The organism is Massilia sp. LXY-5 (genome assembly GCF_059801075.1).
In genome coordinates this window covers 1-13,741 of sequence record NZ_JBNNEH010000008.1, presented here as the reverse complement: position 1 = coordinate 13,741, position 13,741 = coordinate 1, and the positions used below count along the sequence as shown (strand labels likewise).

The 13,741-nt window shown below is 58.4% G+C and carries 11 protein-coding genes and 1 pseudogene; 1 reads left to right on the top strand and 11 read right to left on the bottom strand.

Annotated features, from left to right (window positions below; genetic code table 11):
* Nucleotides 1-4: 4 nt before the first annotated feature.
* The 11 genes from ACI48I_RS22545 to ACI48I_RS22495 all read right to left on the bottom strand — a co-directional run bounded on the left by ACI48I_RS22545 (nucleotide 5) and on the right by ACI48I_RS22495 (nucleotide 11,934).
* A complete protein-coding gene (locus ACI48I_RS22545) occupies nucleotides 5-2,275 on the bottom strand; it encodes a type IV secretory system conjugative DNA transfer family protein (RefSeq protein WP_498575467.1) in 2,271 nt (756 codons plus the stop codon).
* The gene (gene virB11, locus ACI48I_RS22540; RefSeq protein ID WP_498575466.1) at nucleotides 2,241-3,281 is read right to left on the bottom strand and encodes a P-type DNA transfer ATPase VirB11; all 1,041 of its coding nucleotides are present in this window, start codon (nucleotides 3,279-3,281) and stop codon (nucleotides 2,241-2,243) included. The genes ACI48I_RS22545 and virB11 overlap by 35 nt, the downstream gene beginning before the upstream one ends.
* Entirely contained in the window at nucleotides 3,281-4,639 is a 1,359-nt protein-coding gene (gene virB10 / locus ACI48I_RS22535) for a type IV secretion system protein VirB10 (protein WP_498575465.1), read from the bottom strand. Before virB10 ends, virB11 begins: the two co-directional genes overlap by 1 nt.
* Nucleotides 4,639-5,472, bottom strand: coding sequence for a P-type conjugative transfer protein VirB9 (gene virB9 / locus ACI48I_RS22530; protein ID WP_498575464.1), 834 nt, complete (start codon nucleotides 5,470-5,472; stop codon nucleotides 4,639-4,641). The genes virB10 and virB9 overlap by 1 nt, the downstream gene beginning before the upstream one ends.
* Nucleotides 5,473-5,483: 11 nt before the next feature.
* Complete coding sequence (locus tag ACI48I_RS22525; protein ID WP_498575463.1) at nucleotides 5,484-6,311, bottom strand: VirB8 family type IV secretion system protein; 828 nt, start codon at nucleotides 6,309-6,311, stop codon at nucleotides 5,484-5,486.
* 318 nt (nucleotides 6,312-6,629) lie between these two features.
* Nucleotides 6,630-7,679 carry a TrbL/VirB6 family protein gene (locus ACI48I_RS22520; protein WP_498575462.1) on the bottom strand — a complete coding sequence of 350 codons (1,050 nt, stop codon included), beginning with the start codon at nucleotides 7,677-7,679 and terminating at the stop codon, nucleotides 6,630-6,632.
* Between the two features lie 11 nt (nucleotides 7,680-7,690).
* Complete coding sequence (locus ACI48I_RS22515; RefSeq protein WP_498575461.1) at nucleotides 7,691-7,927, bottom strand: hypothetical protein; 237 nt, start codon at nucleotides 7,925-7,927, stop codon at nucleotides 7,691-7,693.
* A 46-nt stretch (nucleotides 7,928-7,973) separates the two neighbouring features.
* On the bottom strand, nucleotides 7,974-8,696 hold the full coding sequence (gene virB5, locus ACI48I_RS22510) for a P-type DNA transfer protein VirB5 (protein ID WP_498575460.1): 723 nt from the start codon (nucleotides 8,694-8,696) through the stop codon (nucleotides 7,974-7,976).
* Nucleotides 8,697-8,715: 19 nt separating this feature from the next.
* Nucleotides 8,716-11,232: a VirB4 family type IV secretion/conjugal transfer ATPase gene (locus tag ACI48I_RS22505; protein WP_498575459.1), complete on the bottom strand. Its 2,517-nt coding sequence runs from the start codon at nucleotides 11,230-11,232 to the stop codon at nucleotides 8,716-8,718.
* A 32-nt stretch (nucleotides 11,233-11,264) separates the two neighbouring features.
* Nucleotides 11,265-11,585 carry a VirB3 family type IV secretion system protein gene (locus ACI48I_RS22500; RefSeq protein WP_498575458.1) on the bottom strand — a complete coding sequence of 107 codons (321 nt, stop codon included), beginning with the start codon at nucleotides 11,583-11,585 and terminating at the stop codon, nucleotides 11,265-11,267.
* A gap of 4 nt (nucleotides 11,586-11,589) precedes the next feature.
* On the bottom strand, nucleotides 11,590-11,934 hold the full coding sequence (locus tag ACI48I_RS22495) for a TrbC/VirB2 family protein (protein ID WP_498575457.1): 345 nt from the start codon (nucleotides 11,932-11,934) through the stop codon (nucleotides 11,590-11,592).
* Between the two features lie 1,110 nt (nucleotides 11,935-13,044).
* Between ACI48I_RS22495 and ACI48I_RS22490 the strand changes: the two are divergent.
* A pseudogene (locus tag ACI48I_RS22490) lies at nucleotides 13,045-13,230 on the top strand (transposase domain-containing protein); the annotation flags it as partial.
* Between the last annotated feature and the right edge of the window lie 511 nt (nucleotides 13,231-13,741).

Below are 13,741 nucleotides of genomic sequence, written 5' to 3'. Positions count from 1 at the left end.
GCGCTTACAGCGCAATGCCCGCGGCCTTACACAATTGGTCGGCATAGGCCTCCAATGCCGCCTCATCGAGTTCGCCCTTCGCCGGCACCTCGACGGCCGAAAAATCCACGACGAAATCCGTCAACGCCAGCGTATCGAGTCGCGGCACATCGTCGGCTGTCGCAGGACGTTCGACGACCGTGCCGAGAACAGCGCCGTGCCCGCCCAAGGTCGGCGCTGGGCCCTGGGTGCCAGCGCTCTCGCCGAGCGCGCGATGGTGGACGTCGAGGTCGATCAAGGGCACCGGTGCCGCCAGCTCGCCGTTGCGGATCGCGCGCTTCAACTGCTGCTGGGTTGGCAGCTTGCGTCCCAACGCTGCCAGCGAAGGCGCGACGCGCTTTAGGCGGTCCACGAACGTAGGATCCTCGTAGTAGCGGATCTTGCGCGCCAAGATCGGAGGACAGTCTTCCACGACGACGATTTCGCACCGCTTACCGAGGTTCGTGATCTCCTGTGGCAGGAGCAGCGCCCGCCGTTGATCGGAAATACTCTCGGACTTTTCGCGTTTGGAGAGCAAGGCTGTACCCTTCGATTCCGACACGCCTTTGACGGTCTGGTAACCAAGCCATTTAGAGATAGACTCGGCGGTCTCCGATTCAGTGGCCTTCGGTGGAAACACGATCTGGAGCGCGTGATTGGTCGTAAACGCTTCCGCGGCATGTTTGCCGTACACCTCGACCATTTGCGCCGGGCTCTGGATGATCGGCAGCATGCGCAAGCCGTAGCCGGCGATATAGCTGATGCCTTTCGACAGCACTTGAATCTTGCCCATCGCCGTGAATTCGTCGGCCAGGAGCAAACACTGGTAGCGCAAGGCGTCGTTCTGTTCCGGCAGCTCGCGCGTATTAAGGTCGATCAGCTGCTGAAAAAACAGGTTCAGAAGCGGCGCCATGCGATCGAGGTTGTCCGGGGTGACGCTCAGGTAGATCGACATGCGCTTCTTGCGCACATCGCGCAGATCGAAATCGTTGGCACTGGTGGCGGCGTCGACCAGCGGGTTGTACCAGAGTTCGAGACGCGAGCGGAAACCGGTCATGATGCCGGCACGGGTCGTTTCGGCCGCGATGGAAATGTAGGAATTGAGCGCACGCACGCAGGCGCCCGACAAGGCCTTGCCGATTCGGCAGGACCCTGTGTCGACTGGCACGGCCTGCGCGAGCGCAACGAGGTCCGGCGTCTTCGGCTGGTCCTTCCGGATGTGCGCGACTTGGCTGGCAAGTGCATCGCGATAGGCTGGACTGAGTCGTATCCAGACCGCGATCTCGCTCATGCGCGGATGGTGCTCCGGCGCCTTTCCCTTGTCCGCCAAAATTGCTTGGAGGTCGCGCGCGGCCTGAGTGGTAGCGTCCTGCGCACTCGTTTGCGCGATCCGCTCGCCAAGGCTGCGTGCCGCGATGATGCTCATAAAATACTTGGCGCCATCGCCATCGGCCAGCGACTCGCGCAGCACTTGGCCAAGTGTCGCTAATTTACCCGGCGTCTCGAGCAAATATAAGACGATCCCGAGAAACAGCGAGCGTGGTGTCGCGGTCCAGATTGGATCGACGCCTTGCTGGTCAGGGAACAGCATGTTGGCGATTTTTTGGATGTCATCGATGCGGAAATTCGGGTCCGCGCTGACATACGCGAGCGGGTTGTAGCGGTGCGTCCGATAGTCGGAAGCGGCCGGATTGAACAGGAAGCAGGGTTGACCATAGCGATGGCGGTAGGCGCTCGTGATCCCATGGTTTTCCTGTTTGATGTCGAGCACCACGACGCTGTCGGGCCAGGTCAGCAAGTTCGGAATGACGATGCCGACCCCTTTGCCGCTGCGCGTGGGCGCCGACAGGATGACATGCTGGCTGCCTTCGAACATCAAGTAGGTGCGCGCGTACATGCCAACGATGATGCCCTTGGTGCCCAGCAATCCCGCCTTGCGGATCTCGCCCGGCTTGGCCCAGCGCGCGTCGCCAAACAGACTACGCTTCGCAGGTGCGAACAGGAGCAAGGCCGGTAGCACCGTCCCCACGAAGGCGATCGCTGCGGAGATGTACAGCCAACGCACGACCGCTTGCTCGGTACCGTAGTGGAACCAATACTGGTACAGGGTGAGCGGTGTCGCCTCCTCGAACCGGTGTTGGTGGGCGACCATGAAGATGCCACCGCCTAGGTAGGCCCACAACACGCACGCCGCGAGCACGCCGAGCAGGATCAGCGACGCCTTAAGCCATCTGCTGTCGCTTGAACTCAGGGTCAAAATAAATCTCCCGCAATTTGTACTGGTCGTAGAACAGGACCACATCGAGCGTCGTCAACAGGCGTTGCCGGATATAGCCGCTGTCGAGGTGGGCGCCGGTGCGCGAGTCCTTGATGAGCGCCGTGAGCTGCTCGAAGGCTTCAAAGGCGCCGTTGGCGTGCATCGTGCTGATCGATCCGGGGTGGCCGGTGTTGATCGACTTGATGAATTCCCAGGCCTCGTCACCGCGTAACTCGGCCAGTAAAATGCGGTCCGGTTTCATCCGCAAGCAGGAAGCGAGTGCTTGTTTCGGGCTCACTTTCGCGCCCCCCTCCTCCTCGCGCGCATAAAACAGGTGGACCCGGTTCGGGTGGATTGGTAGGAACAACTCGTGCACGTCCTCGATGGTGATCAGGCGTTCAGCCACCGGGATGCTGCGCACCAGGCTTTTCGCGAGTGTGGTCTTGCCGGACCCAGTCTTGCCCACCACAAGGATATTGCGCCGCCTGCGCACGGCCAGATCGAGGAATTGATTGATGCGACGGTCCTTCTTCAAGGTCAACAATTCCTGCTCGAACGATGCCAGCGCTGCGCAGCTAGGTTCCCACTCATCGAAGGCGCCCTGCGCGGCCAGTTCGTCGATCGACTTGTCGATCATGCTCGGCTTCCGAATCGTGAGCGAGACGGTGTCCTCCTCGCATGCTGGGGGGATCACGACCTGGACGCGCTCACCATAAATCATGGCCGCAGACAGGATCGGCTTGCCAGTGTCGATCGCCTTATTATTAAAATTGGCGATCAACAGCGCCAGCCGCATGCAAGCCTCGAAGGTCAGCTCGGGCACGTCGTGGCGCAGCCATCCACGGCGGCTCTCGGTCCAGAGTTCACCCGGACGGTTCACCGCGATTTCCGTGTTATCGCCATCGGCCAGATAGGGACGCAGCGGCGACAGGTATTGGTACAGCATGTCCGGCGCGTCGGTGCCGTGCACGCTGACCCTTCGTAGCGTCTGCAAGTCCTTGCTCATCACTTGCTCCGCAAACCGTAGACGGTCGAAAAATCCAGATCACGCGCCACCATCACCTGAATATGGTCGCCCTGGTTCTTGACGATGGTTGGTGGAATGTTGACCGAGCTTTCCAGAATCTTTTCGACCACCTTGGCACCGGCATCGCCAGTACCGCTGTAGACGACCGTGTCACCGTTGGCTTGTTGACGCGCGACGAGTGCGCGCAAGCCTTCCTGAATAAAGCTCATCAAGATCGCGGCACCGAAGCGGTCGGCGAAATGGCTGTCTACCCAGCCTTCCAGACCCGAGCGGCCCAGCGCATCGGTACCGGGGGAATTCAAGTTCACGATGACCCCGTTGGGGGTCTTGGCACGGTTCCACAGTGCGAACACCCGTGCTTGGCCCTGGCGCACATTGCCCTGCTGTTCGCCGACGAGCTGTGTGCCACGTTCGAGCAACAGCACGTGGTTGTTGTCCGAGTACACGTCACGGGTCAGGCGACAGGTGAGTATGCCCGGTAAGGTGGTGTCGATCGCCGTCTCCAAGGCACAATCTAGGGACGTTCCCTTCGTAATCAGAAAATTACGGTCAGGTAGCAAGCCAGCCGAGGCACCCTTCATCTCCGAAGGCTCGAGTCGGACAGCGAGCTCGCTGCGGCCAGCGCCAGCAGGCGACGTAAGCCCGACCGGCTGCGCTGTTTGCGCGCTGTTCGTCCGTACCGGATACACTGCGGCGCCACCGTTTGGCTCCGCCGCTGCAGCGTTGCCCGCGCCGATGTCGACAATGAGCGAACCAACCAGCTTGCGTTCGCTCCATTCGATCGGCGCCTTACCGGACCGCTGAACCGCGATTGGCTGCGCCTGGCCAGCCCCCGCCACATCCGCAACGCCAGGCCCACTCTGGTGAGGGACGCCAAGATGGCGACCGCTTGTGAGCCCGATGGCGGCCCCATCTGGCGTTGAAGTCGCCAAATGTATGGGCGGTGGCGGCGGCGGAACGACCAAGGGCGGCAGGTTATTGACGACCCTCTCGGGCGCGTCGGCCAGGTTCTTTCTAGCTGGCTGCTTCTTGGCATTGACGGCGACGATCATCGCCGCGCCGACACCCAGAATCACGACGATGCCTAGTACGTTGACGATCCTGTTCTTGCCCTGACGTCGATTCACGGACGGCAATCCCTCGGTCTCGACCTGCTGCTCGAAGGCGGACTCGGTGGCGCGCACGCGCGCGCCGCGGACCTGCCGCATCGCATCAGCCAGGCTGGGGTCGCTCGCCTCGTCTGCCGCCATGTTCGGCAAATCGTCTTCCACAAGCGGCTCAGCCGTGCCTTGGTCGCTTTGCTTGCCACCGCCTTTCAGTTTGTCCCAGATACGCATCAGGGCGCTCCTTTGATGACGCGCTCGACGTCCGATGCGACCGTCCCGGTGGTGTTGTCGCGCCCGCCGTTGAGATCAAAGCTCTTGTTGACCACGCAAGCGACCGCTTTGCCCTTGCGTAAGCTGAGCTTGCGTACCAGGCGCTGGACGACGATTTCATTGCCCTCGACGTTCGTGTTGATGAGCGACTCGTTGCCCTCGTCATCGACCGCGTAAACCGCCGGCATGTCTCGGTTGAGGCTGAACGTCAGGTAAATGAATCGGCCATCGTCGCGCGCCGCCGTTGGGCTGATCTCGTCAGAGCCGGCGACCCAGTAGTCGCGATTTTCGTCACGCATCTTGGCCTCGGCCAGTTTGACCTTGATCCCGTTGCGGACGGCCGTGGCATCGGCCGTCGTGGCCTGCGCCGTCAAACGTGCGGTGTCCTGATCCGGATAGCGAAATGAAAGCGAGTACACCAAATCTGGATCGCTCCACGCCTTGTCGTCGCGTGTACCCCGGGGCTCGACGATCAGGGCAAACTGGTACACGCGTTTGGTGGTCACGACGGTCAAGTTGGTATCTGCCTTTTGCGCCTTGGGTTTAATGAATAGGTGACTTTTTCGTGGCTCGATGTCCCAAGCATCCTTGTCGCCCACGGCAACGTCGGTCATGGTTTCGCCGTCGTCGAACTGGACATGCGTGGAAACACCATAGAAGGTGCGGATCTTGTAGACCTCGGCGGGGTAGTAGTCGGCTACCCGCACACGGCTATCGAGCTTGCCTTTCGGAGGTGTCAGCTCAGCCCATGCCAAGGTCGGGAACATCAAGGCGATGCACAGGAATCGTTTCATGGCGCCTCCCGTTAGCGCATGCCGCCGTTTGCCACCGCAATGGCCGGTACCTGGTCCGCAGGGGCGACGGGCGGCACGCCCGGCAAGATCGTGGGAACGCTGCTGGCAGGCTGGGCTGCTTGCGCGACCGGCATCGACGGGGCGGCTTCCGCCGTGACCACCGTATCCGGGTCGTTGCGATACTCCGTCACCTGAAAACCGAGGGGATTGATCTCACGGTCCTTCTCAGCCATCGGGGCGCCCGAGTATTTGAAGACCACGGTTGCTGCCCAGTGCGTGATCGTTGGCCGTTCGGACGCACCGCGCTCGACCTCCTTCCAGTAGCGGACAAGGACCACATCTTTTTTGAGGAACGAATATCCCTTGATGTGGACCTTTACCCGCGCGTTGTCGCCGTAGACGTTCAATGGCGACTGGGGATTTTTAGGACTGAAACCCTCGCCATAACGGCGCTGCTCGGCCGCCGCGCTCATGATGCCCACGCTGGCGTAGTACTCGTCCGCCAACTTACGCGAGTAGCCCTCACGAAAACGAATGTACTGGCCCGCAAAGTAACGGTTGATTGCTTCGTCGTAGGTCGTTTTTGCGTTCGGGATTTCGCTGAGGACATCCACTGTCCCAGTCGTCTCATTGACACGCACAATACGCAGCTCGGTTTGTTTGAGGGGCGTGAGGCCGGCGATGGCGATCACGGATACGAATGCCAGACCGCTCGCCATCGCAGCGATACTCCAAGCCAGCTTCTTCGACTTTTCGGCATGCATCAGCCGGTTCGTCTCCCACGACTGGGCTTCCTGCAAGTACTGCCGGAAATGTTGTTTCTCAACCGTGGTAAGCATGTCCACTCCCCTTCATGCACAATGTCAGGCTGTCTTCCCGGCTCATCGACAGGGTGCCGCCCTGATGCGCCGGCGCATTAAGCGGCCGGAATTCGCCCTGGCAGTGCGGGGGCTTCGGTGGGGTCAGAGAACACCCAGCCAAGAGGCAAAGGGCGGCCATCGAACCGAGTGGCAAACGCATGTACGACTCCTTGTTATGGTCTCAACGGGACTGCAAAAAACTGGCTAGTGCGCGCTGCGATTGATACGTTTCGCAAAGTGAGGCGCGTAAAAATAGCGACGCTTCGCCTCGCGAAGACGCCGCTTCGTTTAGATGGATCAGCCGATCGCCTTGATCGTGTTCTTGCGGCCTCCCGTGATCTTTCGATACACGCTCATCGGAACTCCTCCAACCGCCTTGGCCGCGCCGCGCGCGATCCGTACGTCCGATGCCACCCGGTGCATCGAGCGTTTCAGGGAAGTAGGCCGCATAGCCCCCAGCGTTGCGGAGGCTTTGCCAAAGGTCCAGCCCGCAGCACCGAGCGTGCTAATTGCCACACCACCGCCGAGTGCCGACGCAATCGACGGAAGCTGCATCATGACGAGGGCGGAAATCAGGCATAGAACAATTGCCGGCAGTGCCTGTTCAATCGTGGGTGCAGCCATCGCAGGACCTGCGGCGACGTTCAGATAGTGCTCGATGATGGTCATCATCAGCTTGATTGCACCAGCGGTCAGGATCACCAAAAAAACATAGTTCAATGCTTGCCCGAGCCATGCTTCGAAAAAGCGTTTTGTACCCTCAAAAACCAGTAACAAAACAAACATTGGCCCAATCCCGAGAAGAATCGCCAAAGCCATTTTTGAGAGAGCTAATAGAAAAGCCGCATAGGCCGTAGCGACCACGGCTACTACCCAGATCAAGAATGCAACTGTCAATTTCCCAATGTCTGGAAACATTCCCGAGCTTGCGAATGCAGCTTCATAATAAGCACTACCGAGGTCATAAAGTCTCGACATCAATTTGTCCAAAAACTGAACGTTATCGTGAGGATTTGAATATCCACTCGCTACAACCCCCGCCATTGCATCTGGTGTGTTCCAAAGAAATGTCGAGATAAAACTCGAATATCTCCCAATGTTGAGGGCTATACCTACGATCACTGCCAAACGAACTATTCGCGTGACACCATCGATAACGGGCTCAGAGATCATGCCGCGTAGCATGCTCCATCCCCATAGCATGGTGTAAACCATCAGCATCGAATACGCGACGCCACTGATCGCTCCGATGACGTTCCCCGCCACATCGCTTATGTATGTGGTCAAAGCATTATTTAGCTGGGTGAAAGTGTCGCTGTAAAAATGGTATTCGCTCGGGGCAGACATAATTCCTTCTTTCAGAAGCGCGGGATACCAGTCTTACTTTTTACAGCCGCAGCAGATCCAGCGTTCTGCACCTTGATACAGGTTTCGTTATCCGGTTTCCCGATACAATATTTTTCGATGAAGGCGCGGTGCTCCATCGGCTGTCCATCCACTACAACATTCTTCGGGTCTTTGACGTAGGGGACGGAATTATCCTTGCAAGCAAATAGGCAGAGGCCAAACACAGCGGTAAATGCAAAGGTCTTCATCGATTTCTCCTCAATAACGGATACGCTACTTGTGCCGTCTTGCTCGTTAAAAGCGTGGGATACCTGCTGGACCTTTGGCCCCGCGCATCGAAATCTCACGGGCCTGCTGCGCCATGATGTCCCGCTGCGCCTGCTGCAACTGCCCCATCAACTGCAGCTTGACCAATTCGTTTTGCACCATGACTTGCTCCGCCTGAATGCGCGCCTGCAAGTCAGCGACGTCTTTCGCATCTGGCGCATCACCCACCTTATCGATCAGTGTTTGAATGGCCGCGATGCGCTCGCTCGCTTGCGCGTAGCCTTCTTCAGAGAGCGCCCGGTTCATGGCAGCTTGGTTCTGGGAGCCGACGAATGCGCGACCCGCCGCGCTGTTGGGGTCCAGGCTCGTATCGCCAATACCCGTGATTTGCGCTGCTGAACGGATGCCGTTGATACGGGATTGCAATCCGGTGTACCCACCTGGCGCACTCAGTAAATTCATGGCTTGCCCCCATTCGTTCGGCAGGTAGCGCCGCACCGCCGGGTTGTTGACGAGGTGCTCCATCCCGCGGGCGCCGTTCAGACTGTTGTGCGTCGTAACGGCCTGGTTATAGGAATTGACCAGTTGCGTGTACTGCTGTGCCATCTGTGTGTACTGCTTGCCCCAGGAAACTACTTGTTGGACGGACTGAGCAAGATTGGCTCCGTCGATGACAGGAATGCCCGCTTGAACCTGGCTAGAAATACCGATGACGAGGGCAGTTGTTACGACCTTGAACAGTCTCTTCATGTGGCTCTCCTCTTTTTTGTTAAATAGTCGCTCTTCGCATAAGCGCGGAATCTGGCCCCTCCAATGAGGCTTGCGGCTCTGCGCTTGCTTTTCTGATCCTGTGAAATTCCGGCAACCAGCGTGCCGAATCGTTACCGAGTTCAGCCACTAGTCGTTCAACCAGTTTCGAGGTAGCCGCGTTCCCAGAAAGCACTGCTAGCTCGTCGTCGAAACCGCGCAGCCTGAATTCTGCGACGACCGAATTGCCGCCTTGCTTGACCAAGAAGAGGCGCGATTTTTCACCAAAATCCTTGATGATCTGGAACTCGCGTTCAGTGAGCTTGAAGCCGTTGACATAGTCGTCGTAGTCCGCTTCCGGGTTCGGAAGGAAAATCTTGGTGGCGGTCTGCTGGATGATCGCGTCTGCGATCGGACTCTTGATGACCTGGCCGGGCATCTGCGTACCCATGATGAGAAAGCCGTCCTGCTTTCGAATTGTCACCAACTTGTTCTCCACCAGTTCGCGCATGCTCGCGTCCTTGCTGAGCTGACCGAACTCATCGAAGAAAATCGGTACGCGTCGACCGTCGAGCAGCGTCTCGATCCGGTGGAACAGGTACATCATGGTCGGCTCGCGTGTTTCGTCGTTCGGCAAGAACTCCGTAACGTCGAAGCCTAAGATAGGCGTGTCGTCGACATTGAGCGTGTCCTCGACGTTATCGAACAGCCAGCCCAAGGGCGCGTCCCTGCCGGCCCAGCGCGACAAGCGCGCATGAATGCCATCGGGATCGCCCATCGGTAGAAACTGCAGCACTGCACTGAACCGACGCATCGGCTGCGGCGAGCCCATCACACCGCGAATCGCGGTATAAATCGTTTTCTCATCACTTGGCGTGAAAGGACAATCGGCGCGGTAGGCACAGCGGCGAACCAGCTTCTCGAGGAAGTGAAGGTTGCGTTCGGTGGGCGCGAGCTGAAAAGGGTTCCAGCCGGATGGCACGCCATTCTTGAGGGGAAAGTAGCGACCACCGAGGGCACGAATGCCGACCGAGGCGCCAAGGTCTTTGTCGAAGAATACGGCCGCAAGCGTGTTACCGCCCTTTTGATTGGGATTATCGAATTTCAATGACTGCGCAAGGAGAAACATCTGCAGCGCGGTCTTGCCGGTGCCGGACTTGCCGATCACGATGGTATTGGCGAGGTCCTTGTGGTTCGGGTCGAGTGCGGCCGCACGCTTCGCCTCAGTGCCGTCCTCGCCCTTGTGCCAGTTGAAGTAATACGGCGCGCCGGATGTCGTGCGAAATGCCGTTACCGCGTGCCCCCACTGGTTGTGGCGGATGTGGCCGATCGGATAGTTGTGAAATGAGCTGAATCCTGCAAAGTTGCGGCTGCTGATGTCGCCGACGCTCACCCGGAACGCAAAATTGCCCGGCAGTTGCGCGTAGAAGGCCCCCGCGATACCGACATCCTCGCGATACCATTTGATGCCAGCGTCCGACATGACGTTACCGGCCTCGCCGATAGACTCGGCCAACGTCTTTTGATCACCGGCGCGGATGAACAAAATAAAATTGTGCACTCCCATCGCAATCCTTCCCGACACGAGCTCGTCCATCGCGGTTTCGATCGCATCCACCTGCGAGGTGGCCACGTCGCCGGCGTTCACCATGCGGGCGTGTTGGCGCTTCATGCGTCCCAGCGCTACAGGCTTACTGAGGAAAGTGAACGACTGCGACATGACGAACTCGAACGGCATGCTCAGCAGGCCATTCATCAAGCCAGGACAGGTGACCGATGCGTAGTCCTGAATGCCCAAAATCGCACCGTATTGCGTCAAGGTCGGTCCCTTCAATGCCAGCAAACCGCCCTTACCGAACATGGCACGTGCGGTCGCCAGCGTGTCCGCCATTTCCGCAAACGTCAGCGGTTGGCGTCGCCACTCGCCATCGACCAAGAACGCGAGAAATTCACGCACTTCGGAAAACATCACGCCATTGCGCTCATAGCAGCCAAGCACGTCCGGCTCGTAACGATCCAAGCCAGCGAGCGCGGTGTCGACGATCTCCCGCAATGCCTCCAGCTCGTCCCGCTGTTGCTCGGCCAACTCTGCGCTCGCTTTCCTGCCGATCAAGTCGAACAACTTCAAGACCTTGCTTGGCTGCGGCCGGTAAATCACAGAGACATACAGTTCATTGATGAGACTGCGCTGGCCGGCCAGGTGCGCGCGGTACTTGTCGTTCAAGTCGCGCGCGAAGCCTGGACAAAATTCGCCGCCAGGATATTCACGGTATTCGCGGCGCACGACGTGGGTCCACAGCGCCACGTTGGGCGACGCCAGATTTTTGATAAGGTTGTTGAGCTGGTCGTGCCAGATGTTGATGTCCCCTACGTCCGCGCTCTCGTGCGCGGCGCCTTGGAGACGGAAGGTCAACAGGTAGTCGCCTGTCGTGAGCTTGACGACCTGCTCGGTAACGTGCCCAGCGTACGGAATAAAATCTGTACCGGCTGACTCTTCCTTATTGATAGCGTCGGCGTACTTGAAGGTGGTGGTTGCCATGCTCGATCGTGTAGGTGGTCGCGGACGCACGGTTACTTTTCCCATTTTTTGTAGGACACCGGAGAAAAACTGGCGGCGCCCCAGAAGTGACTGTTGCGGCAGCGTCCGATCGTTTTAAGCCAAATAAAAAGCGCGTCGAACGCCTTCGGATTGCTGGCGCTAACCGCATAGAGCACCCCGTGCATGGGCGCCGCCAGCAACAAGTACAGGGGATTGCCCACCGCAAGAAACACCAGTGTGGTTGCCATGAACTCGATGACGAAGGCCGTGTAAGGGATGCCCCACATGGTGGTGGGGCGCGTCAAGCCGACGAAAAGCTCGTCGGTATAAACGTCTTGCGCGCCGTCGTCCATTGGCTTAGCTGGCCGCTGCGATCAGATAGTCGACGAGCGAGGCGCCGCCGAAAATGAGCACGATGCCGACGATAATCTTGATAGCCCAATCCCACGAAAGCTTGCCAGCAAGCGCGGCGATACCGCAGGCGATGACGCTGATGATAGCGATCGTCCGTGTCAAACCGCCCGTAAAGATCGCCAGTACCTGATTGCCCATCGTGTCCCAGGGACCGGCCGCCCCGGCCAGCGCAATGCCAGGAATAAGGGTCGCAATGAACACGGCCATCCACGCCATGGAGCGCGCTGCTCGCCGGTTGGTGTCGCGCTTGCGTACCGTATCGGCGGCGATCAGGCCCCGGACTTTCATGACGGCTTGTCCAACTCTCGTGCACATATTCATTTAGTTACTTCTCCGGTTTACAAGTAAGGATGCTGCTCGGTAGGGTCTACATACGTTTTATAGAGAGACGTGCCAAGCGCTCAGGATCGCCCACGTCTATGTGTCTTTCACAGGCCAAGCCCCGTGATGCCGCTATGTCTTGGGTTGCTTGCTTCAACTTCTTCAGCAGTGCCGTGTTGCAATGTCTATACATCTTGGCAGGTGTTGAAATTTTTATATTTAGTTGGATCAAACCCTCCGGATGAGCGATCAGAAAGCTTGATTTTTATCCATACGCATCAGGCGGAGGTTTCCTGTAGGACACACGCGTAATGCGCGATCGTTCACTCCATGAAGGCGGTTCGATGGTTCGTGGCGTATTTAAAAATGCGTCAATAACCGTGGGATCTAGGTATCACGCAGGGTGGAATCGTCGCCGACCGGCCGCTCATGCAGCCCAAAGCAGCGCTCGCGGATCTCACGAATCGGCGCGCTGACAAGGGCCTAATTAGTTCGCCGAATTCAACGTCGGGCTCGCCCGGACGATGGCCGGGTACCGCTGTTGAGTAGGTCGGATAGACCTAAGCAGCGACAAAATGCGTCACCGATTAGAAGCAGCAAGCGGGATAAGCATCGAACGGGTCGTCACACTTAGCAAAGGCGCACTCAAGCCAGTTCTTCACAACGCGGATTGTGAACGAGGACGCGCAGACCGATTTCGATAAGGCGGGCTTTGCGGGGCAACGAAGCGCCATGCACAGCTGGTTTGCTTCGGTAAGATGCGCTCGACAGGATAGTCGTTGAGTGTCCGGCAAACGGATTGCGTCGTGCTCTTCGAAATCGTCTAGAGTGCGAGCAAACTGTCAGCGTCATTCCACCACCGTCTAGGCATCGACATTGACCCACTCCACGATAGTGCCCACTAGATTTTGGTGGAGACTACTGTGAAGAGTATCGAAGAGTCAGGTCAGGGGCGAAAACGGCGGCCCAACTGTCCGCTTGCGTTTAAGCGGCAACTGTCCGAGAAGGCGTGCGGCGAAAATGTACCGGTCGCGCAGCTGGCATCGGAACACGGCCTGAACACCAATATGGTCTTCAAGTGGCGCCGACAGCGGCGGCGAACGCGCTGCGGCGATCTACTCGCTGATCGGTACGGCAAAGCTGAACGGGGTCGATCCCGAAGCCTGGCTGCGCCATGTGCTGGCGCACATCGCTGACCATCCCGTCAACCGCATTGACGAGTTCCTGCCATGGCGTTGCGCCAGGCAGTTGCTGAGGTCCTAGCTTACGGATCAATTGAAACCCCGAGCACATCTTGGCTCGAGCTTGGAAGACGGCTCGGGCGAAGCCGTTAGCCGATTGTTCTCATCCCGGACAAGTCGGTCGGTCCGCACGAAGCATTGTGACGCGCTCCATCCGATATTGGCCTCGTAATCGGCGTCAGCTGCGGGAATATATGACCAGCTAACGTAGCAGGTTTTTGTTCCATATAACCATGGCGCTACCACTCTCGCAGAAAACATCTTCCGCGTTCCGCTGCTGATCTGACGTTCAAAGAACTTGCCTTCCTTCAGCTTTTCTGCACCGGGAATAGCAATGGGACTGAAGTCGGTAAAGTTCAGCACTACCCCGAGATGGCCGAGCTCCATAGCGGCCCCGCAGGTACCAGAATCATAATAGTTCACTGCTATCAAAAACGTGCGCAAAAGTACGCACCGCTCTCTTCCTGCCCCGAACCGTCCTGCTGACCGTATTCGTGCCTGACAGGCGTGACTTTCCCGCCTGCTGCCGGAAT

What these genes read in the sequence shown, in the direction of transcription:
- virB11 (WP_498575466.1), bottom strand. Translation starts at nt 3,281, where the DNA reads ATGAGCAAGGACTTGCAGACGCTACGAAGGGTCAGCGTGCACGGCACC.
- virB10 (WP_498575465.1), bottom strand. Translation starts at nt 4,639, where the DNA reads ATGCGTATCTGGGACAAACTGAAAGGCGGTGGCAAGCAAAGCGACCAA.
- virB9 (WP_498575464.1), bottom strand. Translation starts at nt 5,472, where the DNA reads ATGAAACGATTCCTGTGCATCGCCTTGATGTTCCCGACCTTGGCATGG.
- ACI48I_RS22525 (WP_498575463.1), bottom strand. Translation starts at nt 6,311, where the DNA reads ATGCTTACCACGGTTGAGAAACAACATTTCCGGCAGTACTTGCAGGAA.
- ACI48I_RS22520 (WP_498575462.1), bottom strand. Translation starts at nt 7,679, where the DNA reads ATGTCTGCCCCGAGCGAATACCATTTTTACAGCGACACTTTCACCCAG.
- ACI48I_RS22515 (WP_498575461.1), bottom strand. Translation starts at nt 7,927, where the DNA reads ATGAAGACCTTTGCATTTACCGCTGTGTTTGGCCTCTGCCTATTTGCT.
- virB5 (WP_498575460.1), bottom strand. Translation starts at nt 8,696, where the DNA reads ATGAAGAGACTGTTCAAGGTCGTAACAACTGCCCTCGTCATCGGTATT.
- ACI48I_RS22505 (WP_498575459.1), bottom strand. Translation starts at nt 11,232, where the DNA reads ATGGCAACCACCACCTTCAAGTACGCCGACGCTATCAATAAGGAAGAG.
- ACI48I_RS22500 (WP_498575458.1), bottom strand. Translation starts at nt 11,585, where the DNA reads ATGGACGACGGCGCGCAAGACGTTTATACCGACGAGCTTTTCGTCGGC.
- ACI48I_RS22495 (WP_498575457.1), bottom strand. Translation starts at nt 11,934, where the DNA reads ATGAAAGTCCGGGGCCTGATCGCCGCCGATACGGTACGCAAGCGCGAC.